We start from the raw sequence: 13,819 nt of genomic DNA, 5'->3' as shown, positions 1-13,819 counted from the left end.
CGGCCACCCTAGCCCCGTGCGAAACTGCCCTGCGACACATGTCAGTTCGGCCGGGACGGGCGGCCGGCGACGGCCGTGCGGCCCACCGCGGCGGCGAGCTTCCGCAGGCGGCGCCAGTCGAGACGGGGCTGCGCCTGCGGGACGCCCGGCCGTAGCCGGGGCACCCGGACCCGCAGCGCCCGCGGCGCGATCCGGCAGTGCACGGGCACGGGCAGGGCGAAGGCCTCGCCGTCGATGCCGACGTCGACGGTCGGGTGGTCGGCGTCGACGACCACCTCGCGGGCCGTGAGCACGGTCAGCCCGCTCGCCTCCGGGTCCAGCAGCAGCCCGGCCGCCTCCGCCGCGCTGTCCACCCTCAGGCCCAGCACGCCGAGCACGCCGGAGTCCAGTCGCTCACGGCGGCCGAGGCCCGCCGGATCGTCCCGCCGGTAGGGGTTGTTGCTCACCAGCAGCGCCTGCGGGCACGCGAGCGTCCGCCCCTCCGCCCGGGCGGTCAGCCGGGGGCCGCTCTGTCCGGTGAGCAGTTCCGGCAGCAGCTCCAGTGCGGTGCCCACCTTGTCGTCCCGGTAGGCGGGGCTCTGCACGACCGCGCCGTAGACGCCGAAGGAGACGTTGTTGACGAACGGGCGCCCGCCGGCGAAGCCGAGGTCCACATGGAGTTCGACGCCGTCGCCGAGCGCGTCCAGGCAGGCGGCGGGGTCGTCGCGGTCGAGCCCGAGGTCCATGGCGAAGTGGTTGCGGGTGCCGGCGGAGACGACCAGGAACGGCAGGCCGTGCTCGGCGGCGACCGCCGCCACCAGGGCCTGCGTGCCGTCGCCCCCCGCGACGCCCAGCAGGTCGGCGCCGTCCGCCACCGCCTGCCGGGCCAGCTCCGTGACGTCGCACGGCTGCTCCGGGTCGAGCAGGACCACGCGCGCCCCGAGCCGTTCGGCCTTCTCCCGCAGGCGGAACCGCTCCACCTTGGCGCCGCCCGAGTGCGGGTTCATCACGAGGAACGGACGCCGGGGCGGCGGCGTGCGGTGCTCCCTGACCCGCACGGGCCGCAGGCCGGTGCTGCGCAGCGCGTACCGCCCGGTCCACACGGCCAGGACCCACAGCGCGAGGGAGAGCAGGACCACCCACAGCAGGTTCGCGGCATCGAACATCACGATGACGGCGGCGGGCGCCACGGCGGCCAGGGCGGCGGCGGCCGCACGGGCGGAGCCGCGCCGGGTCAGCGTCCACCACAGGCCGGCCACCGTCAGGGCGATGCCCCCCGCGCCGACCAGGAGCAGCAGTACGCCGCCGACACCCCCGTACAGCAGCGGCAGCAGCGCGGCGAGCGCCGCCGACGCCAGGGACGTCCTGGCCGACCAGCGCTGCATCCGGTGGGCCCGCTCGTCCGCCTGCCACCCGACCCTCATGGGTCCTCCCCTCGTCCGCGCACATCGTAGGAGGCCCGGACCGCCGCGGCCCACCGGCGGCGGTCCGGTCACCTGCCCGGCGAGGACCAGCCGGGCGGCTGCGCGGGGTCGAGGGTGCGCCACTGGGCGAGGAGCGCGGGGTCCTGGGCGTCGAGCCAGTCGGTCAGTTCGCGGAAGGAGACGCAGCGGACCTCCTTGCGGGGGCACACGCTGCGCATCACGTCCTCCACCGCGTCCATGTAGATGCCGCCGTTCCAGTTCTCGAAGTGGTTGCCCACGAACATGGGCGCCCGGCTCCCGTGGAAGACGCGCTCGAACCCGGCGAGGTAGGAGTCACGGGTCTGCTTGCGCCAGGTGGCGTACATCGCCGGGTCGCCCTCCGTGAGCCCCTTGGACTGGTTGTACAGGTAGTTGAAGTCCATGGACAGCACCTGGAAGTCCTTGCCGGGGAAGGGCAGCATCTGCAACGGCAGGTCCCACACCCCGTTCTTCTTGGACGGCCATATCTGGAAGTCGCCCGCCGAGCTGGCGTCGTAGCGCCAGCCGAACGGCTTGGACGCCGGTATGAGCGTCTTCTGCCCCTCCAGGCAGGGGGCGCGCCCGCCCACGACCTCACGGGTGGGGTCGAAGGGCAGCGGGTCGAGGTCGGTGAAGCCCGTGTTGGTCTTCCAGTTCTGCACGAAGGAGTAGAACTGGTCGATCTCGCTGGTCCACTCGGCGGCGCTCCAGTCCCCGCCGCCCTTGGCGCCGCAGAAGTGGCCGTTGAAGTGGGACCCGATCTCGTGCCCCTCCTTCCACGCCTTCCCCAGCTGTTCCAGGGTGGTGCGGATGTGGTCGCGGGTCGGGTAGGAGATCGCCGCCTCTCCCGTGCCGTGCTGGGGCGGCCGGTAGAGGTCCTTCTTCTCCTTCGGCAGCAGGTAGATGCCGGTGAGGAAGAACGTCATGTGGGCGTTGCTCTCCTTGGCGACGCGGCGGAAGCGGGAGAAGAGCCGGTCGTCGCCCTCCAGGGCGCCGTCCCAGGAGAAGACGACGAACTGGGGCGGCCGCTGGCCGGGCTTGAGCCGTTCGGGCTTGAGCCGGCCGGGCTGCGGTCCGGTGTAGGAGGTGGATCCGTCGCCCAGGATCCGGACCCGGCCGTCCCACTCCTCATCGTCGGCGCTCCCGGCGCCGCCGGCCTTCCGCCCCGCCGAGGGGCGTGGCGCCGGGGCGGAGGTGCGGTCGGCCGTGGCCGTGAGGTCGCCGTCGTCGGAGTCGCCGGTCACCAGCGGGACCAGGCTCGCGCCGGAGGCGATCAGGACGGCGGCGATCCCCAGGGCGATGCCGCGGGGGGTGGTGCGTTCCCGCAGGCGCCGTACGGCCGGGTTGTTCCGGATCATCGTGTCTTCCCCCGATCGTCGCGGCCGCGGGATGATGCGTCGCGCACCGCGTCCGTGTACTGGTTCCAGATGTCCGCCGGACGGCCGGCCCCGGCGGTGGAGTCGCCGCCGAGCCCCTTGAGGGGCAGCGGCGCGAGGCTGGTGGCGAGGTCCATGCGGTAGACGACGACGGCCGTCGCCTCCGTCGGCGAGTAGCCGGCGTACCAGCGGGCCGTGTCGTCGCGGGTGCCGCCCGTCTTGCCGGCCGTGCCGTCCGCCGCGTCCCTGCCCTCCGCGGTGTCCGTGCCGTCCGGGGCCTGTGTGCCGTCCCCGGTGCCGGCGTCCTCCTCGTCCCGGGCGAGGGCGTCGGTGACCTGGTCGGCGACCTCGGGGCTCACGGCCCGCTGCTTGCGCGGGGCGGTGAGGGGGACGGGCTCCCCCTTGTGCGTGACACGGAGCACCGAGTACGGCTCGGTGTGGGTGCCGCGCGCCGGGAACATGCTGTACGCGCTGGCCATCCGTATGGCGCTCGGGGTGGAGTTGCCGAGGGCGAAGTCGGGAACCGGCGGGCCGAGGCTGGAGGCGAGCAGCCCGGCCGACTGGGCGGTGCGGCGCACCTGTTCCAGACCGACGTCCATGCCGAGCTGGAGGAAGGGGGCGTCGGCCGACTCGGCCATGGCGCGGCGGAGGCTGATGCGGCCGTGGGAGCGGCCGTCGAGGTTGGTGGCCTTCACCATCTTCCCGGCGCGGTCCCAGTACGGGCCCTCCGGGGTCCGCAGGGGGGTGCCGTCGTCGCCGTCGTAGACGGTCGAGGGGGTGACCGGGACGCGGGGGCCGCCGCGCTCGCGCTGCACGCCGTGTTCGAGGGCGGCGGCGTACACGAAGGGGGTGAACACGGTCCCGGCCGGGACGGTGGCGGCGTTGGACTCGTTGAAGGCCTGCTTCTGGTAGTCGGGTCCGCCGTGGACGGCGAGGATGCGGCCGTCGGGGGCGACCGAGGCGGCTCCGAAGCGGGTGTGCCGGTCCGCCGGGCGCTTCTCGGGGTCGAGGCCGGCGCGTGCCGCGGCGACGGCCTTGGTCAGTGCGGTCGTCCGCGGCTTCTGGAAGGTCGTGTAGACCTGGTAGCCCCCGAGGTCGAACCGCGCGTCGCTGATCCGTCCCGCGCGCTTGGCGTACGTCCCGGCGAGGTCGACGAGGTAGCCGTTCTGGCCGCCGACCGTGCTGGGCGTGGTGGCCGCCCTGGGCTCGGGGAACCGGGTGTAGCGGGCCCGCTCCTCGCGGGAGAGCCTGCCGATCTCGACCATGCGGTCCAGCGTCCACGACCACCGCTCCACGGCGCGCTCGCGGTTGGCGGGCGAGATGGCGGGGTCGTAGAGCGAGGCACCCTTGAGCATGGCGGCGAGGAACGCGCCCTCGCTGGCGTTGAGCTGGGTGACGTCCTTGCCGTAGTACGCCTGGGCGGCGCGCTGCAGGCCGTACGTGCCGCGGCCGAACCAACTGGTGTTGAGGTAGTCCTCCAGTATCCGGTCCTTGCTGTGGTGCCGGTCCACCTTGATGGCGAGGAGCACCTCGGTGAACTTCCGCGACAGCGACTGGTCCTGGGTGAGGTAGACGTTCTTCACGTACTGCTGGGTGATGGTCGAGCCGCCCTGGGTGTCGCCGTCACCGAGGGTGCGCCACAGGGCCCTGGTCACGCCGCTCGCGGAGACGCCGGGGTCGGAGTAGAAGCCGGCGTTCTCCGCGGCGAGGACGGCCCAGCGGACGTGCTCCGGGATCTTCTCCAGGGGCATCTCCTGGCGCCTGACCCAGCCGGTGCGGGCCATGGGCGTGCCGTCCGCCCAGTAGTACACGTTGTCCTGCTGGGTGGCGAAGCCGTTCAGGCCCTCCGGTATCTCGGTGCGTACGTACGCGATGGTCACGACTCCGACCAGGGCCGCCACGGCCATCAGGAAGGAGGCCAGCGACTGGCGCCAGGAGGGGACCCACCGGCGCCAGCCGCTGCGGCCCGACCGCGGGTAGTCGGGCCGGCCGAGGACACGCTTGGCGTGCGTCCTCCGGCGCCTCCCGCGAGCCCGGGTCAGGGGCCTCACCACCGCGGTGCGCAGGGCGTCCGCGGCCTTTCTGTGTCTGACGTGCTTGGTCATCCCCGTCCAGCCATGACTCGTGGCCCGCACCCCCACGGACTGTCGCGGGCGTCGGTCCGACATCCGATTACCGGCGCGATGAAACAACACAAAAGCGCCCCCCTGAGATTGACGGAGGGTGACGCCCGCGATGTCACGTAAAGATAACAGGCCGGTGGGACAGTCCTGTGAGGCAGCGAGTCCTTTGGCCGAAGCCGGCCGGTCGGGGGCGGAGCACTCGTCCGCCCCCGACGGGGGGCCGTACGCACCGGCCTCCCGGAGCTGCGGCTCAGGGCGCGGCGGGGGAGGGGGCGGGCGCCTCGGCGTCGCCGAGGGCGAGGCCGCTCCCGGTGAGGCCCACGCGGATGCCCGATCCGTCCACGCCGACGTGGCGGAGGCGTACGTCACCGGCGGACTCGGGCAGCCGGAAGGAGAGGGAGAAGCGGTCGGCGAGCTGCGGCGGCCTGAGCTTCAGCAGGGCACCGACCAGGTCGGGGTCGATTCCCGCCTTCCGGAGGATCCAGGGGTGTTCGACCACCAGGTCGATCAGGTTGACCTCGGTCAAGGCCCGCAGGAAGTGCGGTGATCCGGCCAGCCGGCCCCGTTCCTCCTCGCTGCGCAGGGCGGCGTCGATGCGCGCGCGGGACAGCCCCAGCCGCTCGGCGACGGCGGGCACGTCGAACAGCGCCTTGAACCCGGCCGCCTCGGCGCTGATCCGCCGGGCGGCCTCCGGGTGCAGCCGCAGGCCGGACGACCCCGGATCGGTGCCGGGGCGGTACGTGAACAGGCCGGGGACGTCCAGGCGCATGTGCTCCACGGTGGTCGACACGGCGCGGTCGCCGTCGCGCCCGACCCGCGCCTCCGCGCGCAGTGTCACCGTCCGGCCCGCGACGGGCAGGCTGCCGAGGACGTGGACGCCGCCGCGTCCGTCACTGCTGAATCTGACGTGGGACGCTCCCAGTTCGCGGTTCAGGTCGTCGAAGGACAGCAGCACGTCGCCGTCCATCCGGTCGACGACGGCGCCCTGGATCGAGGAGGGAAGGTCGCCGACGATGCGTATGTCCGTGGCCCTGGCGTGCACTTCGGCCAGGGACACCCTGTCCGCGGCGACGTCCGGCAGGGTGACGTCGACCGTCCGGATCCGCTTGCCCAGCACCTGGGTGAGGAAGGGGAATCCGGCGATGTCGACCTGGGGCCTGGCGGCGAGGCGCAGGGACTGCTGGATCTTCTCCTCGGCCCGCTCCTCGGCGTAGGCCACCGCCAGACGGTCGCCGGCGGCGAGGAGCACCGCGCCGGCGGCGACGGTGACGGCCAGCTTCACCACCACGGGAACGGCCGCGAACCGGCTCCTGCCGCGGTGGTTCGGCGGTGACCAGGCCTCCTCCGCCCCGTCGTCGTCGGAGGGGATGCCGAGGCCCGTCGACGGCGGGGCGGGCGGGTCGTGCGGGGAGGGTGTCCGCTGCTCGGAGTCCGGTTCGGGGTCGGCGAGCCGGGCCAACTCCTCGTAGGGATTGCGGGGATGCGTCGCTATGCGTGTGGGGGGTCGCATCACCTCATCCCATCACGGCCCCCACCCGCACACGCAAGCCCGACCGGCCGCGGCAGGACGAGACATGTGCCACGTCGGAGCCGGGCGCCGCCCGGTACGACCCGGACACACCGCCGGCGCGGACCCTTCAGGAGCCGGGGCCGTCCGGCTCGGTGGTGCGGGGGGCCCTGAGCCGGGACGTGAGTTCCTCCACGAACGCCTCCACGTGCGGCGGGTGCGTTCCGGTCCGGGTGGCGCAGAACCAGGTGCGGGTCAGCGGTCGTGCCCCGATGCGGACGAGGGCGAGGTCGTGCGAGGTCGTGTACGGGGCGGCCACCCAGTTGGGCAGCACCGTCACGCCCTGCCCGCCCGCGACCATCTCGACGACCAGGTCGGTCACCACCGGCATGGTGGTGATGCGGGCGGGCCGGGCACCGGCGGGGATCGGCAGCGGCATCGACGGGATGCGCTTCTGGTCGTAGAAGTCGTAGAGGACCAGGTCGGCGCCGTCGAAGTCGCGGGCGGTCAGGTGCGCGCGCCGGGCCCACGGGTGTCCGGCCGGCACCACGGCCACCATCTCGTCCTCGAACAGCCGGGTCAGCGACACCCGGTCCATCTGCAGGTCGGGTTTGGTGACCAGGGCGACGTCGACCAGGTCGGCGAGGAGTGCGGGGACGGGCGCGTCGTCGGGGACGGTCTCGATGCGTACGTCGATGTCCGGCTCGCGCTCGCGGAAGGCGCGGAGCACGGGCGGCAGCCAGGGGAAGGTCGTGCTGCACTGCGCGGCGAAGCGGACCCGCCGGTCCCGTCCGTCGCGGAGCTCCCCCAAGTCCCGTGACGCCGAACGCAGTTCGCCGAGGACGTGGCGGGCCGCGACCAGCAGGCGGCGGCCGGCGGCGTTGGGGACCAGGCGGCGGCCCTTGCGGTCGAAGAGGGGCATGCCCAGGCGGGCTTCCAGCCGGGTGAGCCGCTGGCTCAGCGCCGGCTGGCTCACATAGAGCCGCTCGGCCGCCGCCGTCAGCGAGCCGGCTTCGGCGGTGGCGTCCAGGAGCTCCAGGTCACGCAGGTCCACATCCATAAGCCGGGATTATCACATGCTTCATTTTTCGTCGTGGTGTTATGAGTTGAGGGTTCGTAGGTTCTCGGTGTCAGCAGGACAGGCCACGCCGCCACGAAAGGCACACGCTCATGACCGCCACCGCCACCGCCACCGCCACCCCCATCACCGCTCTCGTCACCGGTTCCTCCAGCGGCATCGGCCTGGACATCGCCCGCGCCCTGCTGGAGAGCGGTGCCAACGTCGTGCTCAACGGCCGGGACGCCGACCGCCTCGCCAAGGCCGCGGCGGGCCTCGGCCACCCGCAGCGGACCGCCCGGGTCGCGGGCGCCATCGCCGAGCCGGCGACCGGCGAAGCCCTCGTCCGCACCGCGCTCGACCGGTTCGGCGGCATCGACCTCCTGGTCAACAACGCGGGAACCTTCGCCCCCAAGCCCTTCACCGAGGTCACCGAGGAGGAGCTGGACGGTTTCCTCACCGGCAACCTCAAGGGCACCTACCTCACCACCCAGGCGGTGGTGCGGGCGCTGCGCGCCCAGGGCCGCGGCGGCAGCATCGTCAACATCGGCACCGTCCTGGTGGACCACGCGCTGGCGGGCTTCCCGTCCTCCGCGCCCGTGGTCAGCAAGGCCGGCGTGCACGCGCTGACGACCAGCCTGGCCGCGGAGCTCGCCGCCGACGGCATCCGCGTCAACCTCGTCTCACCCGGCATCATCCGCACCCCCCTGCACGACGGCTCCGATGTGGACTCCTTCGGAGGGCTGGCCCTGCTGAACCGGGTCGGCGAGGTCTCCGAGGTCGCCGAAGCGGTGCTCTACCTCGCGGGCGCCACGTTCGTCACGGGGCACGCCCTGCGCGTGGACGGCGGGCACGTCACCGGCCGCGCCTGAGTCCCACCACTCCCGTCGCCGACCGGGGCGTCGCCGGCGTCCCGGCGGGGAGTACCGCCGCCGCGAGCGAGCACGCGGGCAGGGACGCCAGCCCGGTCATGCGCCGGTCCCCGCACCCTCAGGCGTCCCGGTGACGGCGACCGCCTCGCCGAGGAGTGCCGTCCGGTCGATGGCGTCGCATCCGGTGGCCGGTACGGTACAGGCGTGGGCCCCGGCGATGGCGCCGTACAGCGCGCATCGTCGGGGGTCCTCGCCGGTGAGGCGGCCGAAGAGGAAACCGGCGGCGAAGGCGTCGCCCGCGCCGTTGGAGTCCACGACCGGCCCCCGCGGGGCCACCGGCGGCACGTGCACGGGCCCGCCGTCGGCCGTGAGCAGGTAGGAGCCCTCGGCTCCGGCGGTGGCGACGACGACCTGGGCCCGGCCCCGCTCCAGGACGCCACGCATCGTCCGCTCCGGGTCCGCGAGGGCGGTGGTGGAGACGAAGACGACGTCCGCGCCGTAGGCGAACGGCTCGTGGTAGGGGTTCCGACCATCCCAGTCGTGCAGGTCGGTGGAGACGGTCAGACCTGCCTCGTGCAGCAGCGGGAGGGCGTAGGCGCACGGGTGGGTGATCGAGACGTGCGCGTGGCGGCTGACCACGGCCAGTTCACGGACCAGGTCCTCGGGGAGCCGGTCGGACTCGCGAGAGCGGCTGTCGTCGTAGAGGGAGAGCCTGCGGCCGTCCGGCCCGACGAGGTTCACAGCGCGCTTCGTCCCGCCGGGCAGTGGGACCTCGGTGAAATCGATGCCGTGGTCCCGGTGGAAGGCGCGGACCAGGTCCCCCTGCGGGTCGTCGCCGATCATGTCGAGGTGGTGGGTGCTCAGCCCCAGGGAGGTCAGTCCCAGCGCCACGAAGTCCCCGGTCTGTCCGGCCCGGGTCTCGATGCCGGGCCGGATCATGTAGCTGTCCGCGTAGGGGAGCGGGAGTTCGGGGACGTGGACGATCGTGTCGACGCCCGAACCGCCGAGGACGAGGACGTCGTACGTGCTGCTCATGGTGGTTCCTCTCGCGCGGGGCTGACATCTGCCGGGGACCGGCGGGCCGGGCGGCCGGCGATCGGGTCGGCCCGGGGGCTCGGGACGATCACCGCCGCTCCGGGTGGAAGACGGGGAGGCGAGTCGCGGAAACCGCGACCGGCGCACGTAAGAGTTTGCCGCAACGTGCCGCAAGCCCATGCATGTTGAGGTGTGCGCCCCATGCCGGCGCAGTCACGCCGACGCGGCCAGCAACTCCCGTTCCCGCCCGGCGCTCAGACCCGCACGCCGCGCCCGTCCCAGCCCTTCCGCGCGCTCCCAGCGCAGCGTGTCGGCCAGCATCTCCGCCCGCGGCCGGTGCCGCAGCCCCGCCGCGAGCGCCGCGGAGCCACTGCGCGCCGACCACCCCTCCCAGCCGGGCTCCACCAGCCACATCGGCAGCGACTCCTCACCCATGTACTGCGCCACACCCCGCTCCAGCAACCACGCCGGATCGGCGGTGACCACCGGACCGGTGTGCCCCCCGACGGCGCGCGACAGCCCCACCCACTCCCCGAACGGCACGACCGGGCCCACGGCGTCGTACGTACCGACGCGCCCCGCCGCCGCGCTGTCGAGCAACCAGGCGGCGAGGTCCCGCACGTCGACCACCTGCGTCGGCAGACCGGGCGTACCGGGAACCAGCATCGGGCCCCGGGGATCGCGGGCCGCACGGGCCACCCAGTAGCCGGACCGCCCGCTGTGGTCCCCCGGACCCCCGATCAGACCCGGGCGGACGAGCAGGAGGCGACCGCCCACGGCACGGCCCGACGCCGCCTCGCAGGCGACCTTCGCCTCCCCGTACACCGAGCGGCCGGCCTCGTCGCCGCCGGCCGGGGCGAGGAGGGCCGCCGACTCGTCGGCGCCGGGCGCGGCGTGGGAGGCGTACGCGCTGACGGACGAGACGTACGTCCAGTGCGCGGCCCTGCCGGCGAGCGCGCGGAGCGCCCCGCGGACCCACCCCGGCTGCCAGGACACCTCGACGACCGCGTCCCAGTCGCGGTCGAGGAGCGGTGCGTACGCCGACGGTTCGCGCCGGTCGGCCGCCACCAGCCGCGCCCCCTCGGCGACCCGTCCGCTCTCGCCGCGGGCCAGGCACGTCACCCGGTGGCCCCGCCCCACCGCCTGCCGCGACAACTCCCGGCCCAGCCACGCCGTGCCGCCCAGAATTAGAATCTCCATGCCGTCACCCAACCACCGGGCGCGCACCGGGCTCCAGCACACTTCGCCGACAGCAGAGGGGGCCGCCCGCCCCGCCCGTGCCTGGTGGTCGCCCGTGCCTGGTGGTGCTGACACCAGGCTCACCACACTCTCCCGAACGGCCTCACCCGCCCACCAGGGTGGTCACCATGAACCGACGTACCGTACTGATCACCGGAGCGACCCAGGGGCTGGGCCGCGGCCTGGCGCTCGACCTCGCCGAGCGGGGCCACACCCTCCTGCTGCACGGCCGCGACCGGGGCCGCCTCGAAACGGTGGCGGCGGAGGTGGCGCGACGGGCACCCGGCGCCACCGTCCGCACCTACCTCGCCGACCTGGCCGACCTCGACCAGGTGCACGCCATGGCCGCCCGTGTCCGCGCGGCCGAACCCCGGCTCGACGGCCTGGTCAACAACGCCGTCGCGGGCGGCGGGTCCGAGCCGCTGCGACGGGAGTTCAGCCGGCAGGGGCACGAGCTGCGCTTCGCGGTCAACCACCTCGCCCCCTACGCCCTCGTCCGCGACCTGCTGCCCCTGCTCACCGCCTCCGCGCCCGCCCGCGTCGTCAACGTCGCCTCCATCGGCCAGGAGACCGTCGACTTCGACGACGTCATGCTGGAGCACGGCTACGAGGGACTGCGCGCCTACTGCCGCAGCAAGCTCGCCATGATCATGGCCACCTTCGAGCTGGCCGCCGAACTCGACGGCACCGGCGTCACGGTCAACACCCTCCACCCCGCCCACCTGATGGACACCGAGGGCGTGCGCGCCTACGGCCTCACCCCGGTCGTCGCGGTCGACGAAGGGGTGCGCCCCACCGTACGGCTGCTCCTCGACCCGGACCTCGCCTCCGTCACCGGACGCTACTTCGACCGGTTCACCGACGCCCGCGCCCACGACCAGGCGTACGACCCGGAGGCCCGCGCACGGCTCATGCGGCTGACCGACGAGCTGCTGGCCCGGGACGCGGTCACGGGCTCGTGAGGACGACGAGCCGCCGGGTCGCCCGTGTCATGGCGACATAGCGGTCGACCCCGCCCTCGACACCGGTGCCGAACCTCTCCGGGTCGACGAGGACGACCAGGTCGAACTCCAGCCCCTTCGCCAGCTGCGGGGTGAGCGACCGGACGCGGGGCGGCGGCCGGAACGTTGGGTCACCGATGACGCAGGCGGTCCCGTCGGCGTTCGCCGCCAGCCACTCGTCCAGGAGCGGACGCAGAGCGGCGACCGGGCCGTGCTCGACGGGAAACCCGCCGGCGCGCACCGAGACCGGCACGTTGGCGTCCGGGAGCACGGCCCGGATGACCCGCTCGGCCTCCGCCATGACCTCCTCGGGCGTCCGGTAGTTGATGCTCAGCGAGGCGACGTCGATCCTGTCGAACCCGACCCGTTCGAGCCGCTCCCGCCACGACTCGGTGAACCCGTGCCGGGCCTGGGCCCGGTCCCCGACGATGGTGAAGCTCCGGGAGGGGCACCGCAGCAGCAGCATCCGCCACTCCGCGTCGGTCAGTTCCTGGGCCTCGTCCACGACGACGTGGGCGAACGGGCCGGCGAGGGCGTCCGGTTCCGTGCCGGGCAGTGCCGTCCCGTCGACCAGGCTGTCCTGGAGGTCGCGCCCGCGCAGCATCGTCACCGCCCCCTCGCCGTCCGCGTCGGCCGCGACCAGGTCGTCGATGACCCTGGCCATACGGGCGCGCTCGGCGGCGGCGGACACGCGCCGCCGCCGCTCCCGCAGCGCCGCCCGCGGGTCGCCGAGGCGCTGCCGTGCCGCGTCGAGGATCGGCAGGTCGGACACCGTCCAGGCGCGGGCGTCGTCCCGCTGGAGCCTGCGGACCTCGTCGCGGCCCAGCCACGGCGCGCACAGCCGCAGGTACGCCGGGACCGACCACAGGTCCCCGACGAGGTCGGCCGCCTCGATCAGCGGCCACGCCCGGTCCAGGGCACCGACCAGCTCGCCGTCCCGCCGCAGCGCCGCGCGGAACTCGTCGCGCGGGACGTCGGCGTCCAGCCTGTCCCGCAGGATCGCGACCAGCGCCTCCCAGATCCGGTCGCGTGCCTCGTTGTGCGGCGTACCGGGCTCCGGCGCCTCGAACGCCTCGGCCCAGTCACCGGCCTCCAGCTCCACGTCGCCCCAGTCGGTGGTGACCGTCATGCCCTCGGCGGGCGGCTCCTCGTAGAACCTGACGGCCCTCTCGACGGCCCTCACCACCATGTCGGCGGACGCCTTGAGCCGGGCCGCTTCCGGGTCGGTCTCGACCGCGGCCCCCGCCCCCTCCGCCACCAGGTCCCGCAGGGTGCAGGTCCGCACACCCTCCTCGCCGAGGCTGGGCAGGACGTCGGCGACGTAGGCGAGGTACGGCTCGTGCGGGCCGACGAACAGCACGCCGCCGCGGCGGTGGCCGAGCCGGGGGTCGGAGTACAGCAGGTGCGCGGTGCGGTGCAGCGCGACGACGGTCTTGCCCGTACCCGGACCGCCGTCGACGACGAGAGCGCCGCGGGACCCCGCCCGGATGACGGCGTCCTGGTCGGCCTGGATGGTGGCGAGCACGTCACGCATCCGCGGCGACCGGCTGCTCCCAAGGCCGGCGATGAAGGCGGACTGGTCGTCGAGCGCCGCGTGCCCCTCCAGCCCCTCCGCCGTGAACACCTCGTCCCAGTAGTCACTGACGCGGCCGCCGGACCAGTGGTACCTGCGGCGGCTCGCCAGACCCATCGGGTCGGCGTGGGTCGCCGCGAAGAACGGTTCCGCGGCGGGGGAGCGCCAGTCGACCAGCAGACGGCGCCCGGCCCCGTCGGTGAGACCGAGCCGTCCGATGTACACGGGCCGGGGGTCGTCCGTGCCGACGATGTGCCCGAGGCACAGGTCGAGGCCGAAACGACGCAGCGTACGCAGCCGGCCGGTGAGCCGGTGGATCTCCACGTCCCGGTCCATCGCCTCCCTGCCGGCGCCGCCGGGTGCCCTGCGCAGGGCGTCGAGCCGGCCGGACAGTTCGCCGATCGTCCGCTCCAGGGTCTCCGCGACGGCCGCGAAGTGCCGCTCGTCGCCGGCGATCAGCGCCGGATCGGCCTTGGCGGAGAGGCGCTCGGGAACGTCGAACGCGCTGGTGGTCGAGGTGCTCATCGGACCACCTCCGATCCGGCCGTACCGGGGAGGCCCGGTGACACGCGCCTCCCCGTCCCGCCGCCCGACGCCCGCGCCCCCGGCACAGGC

10 protein-coding genes are annotated in these 13,819 nt (G+C 74.0%); 2 read left to right on the top strand and 8 right to left on the bottom strand.

The annotated features are described in order from the left end of the window. Positions 1-41 precede the first annotated feature (41 nt). From A4V12_RS19160 to A4V12_RS19140, 5 genes are all read right to left on the bottom strand, one after another. Entirely contained in the window at positions 42-1,403 is a 1,362-nt protein-coding gene (locus tag A4V12_RS19160) for a diacylglycerol/lipid kinase family protein (protein WP_064070584.1), read from the bottom strand. 68 nt (positions 1,404-1,471) lie between these two features. Further along, the gene (locus A4V12_RS19155; RefSeq protein WP_064070583.1) at positions 1,472-2,779 is read right to left on the bottom strand and encodes a hypothetical protein; all 1,308 of its coding nucleotides are present in this window, start codon (positions 2,777-2,779) and stop codon (positions 1,472-1,474) included. Further along, positions 2,776-4,902: a transglycosylase domain-containing protein gene (locus A4V12_RS19150; protein WP_064070582.1), complete on the bottom strand. Its 2,127-nt coding sequence runs from the start codon at positions 4,900-4,902 to the stop codon at positions 2,776-2,778. The genes A4V12_RS19155 and A4V12_RS19150 overlap by 4 nt, the downstream gene beginning before the upstream one ends. 268 nt (positions 4,903-5,170) lie before the next feature. Next, on the bottom strand, positions 5,171-6,430 hold the full coding sequence (locus tag A4V12_RS19145) for an LmeA family phospholipid-binding protein (RefSeq protein WP_064070581.1): 1,260 nt from the start codon (positions 6,428-6,430) through the stop codon (positions 5,171-5,173). A 127-nt stretch (positions 6,431-6,557) separates the two neighbouring features. Further along, positions 6,558-7,487, bottom strand: coding sequence for a LysR family transcriptional regulator (locus tag A4V12_RS19140; protein WP_064070580.1), 930 nt, complete (start codon positions 7,485-7,487; stop codon positions 6,558-6,560). Between the two features lie 110 nt (positions 7,488-7,597). Here A4V12_RS19140 and A4V12_RS19135 point away from each other — a divergent pair, with 110 nt between their 5' ends. Then, entirely contained in the window at positions 7,598-8,356 is a 759-nt protein-coding gene (locus A4V12_RS19135; protein ID WP_064070579.1) for an SDR family NAD(P)-dependent oxidoreductase, read from the top strand. A 96-nt stretch (positions 8,357-8,452) separates the two neighbouring features. Here the strand turns inward: A4V12_RS19135 and A4V12_RS19130 are convergent, their stop codons facing one another. Next, positions 8,453-9,391, bottom strand: a complete 939-nt coding sequence (locus tag A4V12_RS19130) for an adenosine kinase (protein WP_064070578.1) — start codon at positions 9,389-9,391, stop codon at positions 8,453-8,455. Between the two features lie 213 nt (positions 9,392-9,604). Further along, positions 9,605-10,591, bottom strand: coding sequence for an NAD-dependent epimerase/dehydratase family protein (locus tag A4V12_RS19125; protein ID WP_064070577.1), 987 nt, complete (start codon positions 10,589-10,591; stop codon positions 9,605-9,607). Positions 10,592-10,758: 167 nt separating this feature from the next. Between A4V12_RS19125 and A4V12_RS19120 the strand changes: the two genes are divergently transcribed. Then, positions 10,759-11,592, top strand: coding sequence for an SDR family NAD(P)-dependent oxidoreductase (locus A4V12_RS19120; protein WP_064070576.1), 834 nt, complete (start codon positions 10,759-10,761; stop codon positions 11,590-11,592). Here the strand turns inward: A4V12_RS19120 and helR are convergent. Next, a complete protein-coding gene (helR, locus tag A4V12_RS19115) occupies positions 11,579-13,729 on the bottom strand; it encodes an RNA polymerase recycling motor ATPase HelR (RefSeq protein ID WP_064070575.1) in 2,151 nt (716 codons plus the stop codon). The two genes, A4V12_RS19120 and helR, sit on opposite strands and share 14 nt — an antisense overlap. Positions 13,730-13,819 lie beyond the last annotated feature (90 nt).

Source organism: Streptomyces noursei (assembly GCF_001646665.1).
Taxonomy (GTDB): Bacteria; Actinomycetota; Actinomycetes; order Streptomycetales; family Streptomycetaceae; genus Streptomyces; species Streptomyces lavendulocolor.
The sequence above is the reverse complement of the archived record's forward strand: the minus strand, read 5'-3'. Positions and strand labels throughout refer to the sequence as shown.

Coding starts and splice junctions, on each gene's coding strand:
- A4V12_RS19160 (WP_064070584.1), bottom strand. CDS start 1,403: ATGAGGGTCGGGTGGCAGGCGGACGAGCGGGCCCACCGGATGCAGCGC.
- A4V12_RS19155 (WP_064070583.1), bottom strand. CDS start 2,779: ATGATCCGGAACAACCCGGCCGTACGGCGCCTGCGGGAACGCACCACC.
- A4V12_RS19150 (WP_064070582.1), bottom strand. CDS start 4,902: ATGACCAAGCACGTCAGACACAGAAAGGCCGCGGACGCCCTGCGCACC.
- A4V12_RS19145 (WP_064070581.1), bottom strand. CDS start 6,430: ATGCGACCCCCCACACGCATAGCGACGCATCCCCGCAATCCCTACGAG.
- A4V12_RS19140 (WP_064070580.1), bottom strand. CDS start 7,487: ATGGATGTGGACCTGCGTGACCTGGAGCTCCTGGACGCCACCGCCGAA.
- A4V12_RS19135 (WP_064070579.1), top strand. CDS start 7,598: ATGACCGCCACCGCCACCGCCACCGCCACCCCCATCACCGCTCTCGTC.
- A4V12_RS19130 (WP_064070578.1), bottom strand. CDS start 9,391: ATGAGCAGCACGTACGACGTCCTCGTCCTCGGCGGTTCGGGCGTCGAC.
- A4V12_RS19125 (WP_064070577.1), bottom strand. CDS start 10,591: ATGGAGATTCTAATTCTGGGCGGCACGGCGTGGCTGGGCCGGGAGTTG.
- A4V12_RS19120 (WP_064070576.1), top strand. CDS start 10,759: ATGAACCGACGTACCGTACTGATCACCGGAGCGACCCAGGGGCTGGGC.
- helR (WP_064070575.1), bottom strand. CDS start 13,729: ATGAGCACCTCGACCACCAGCGCGTTCGACGTTCCCGAGCGCCTCTCC.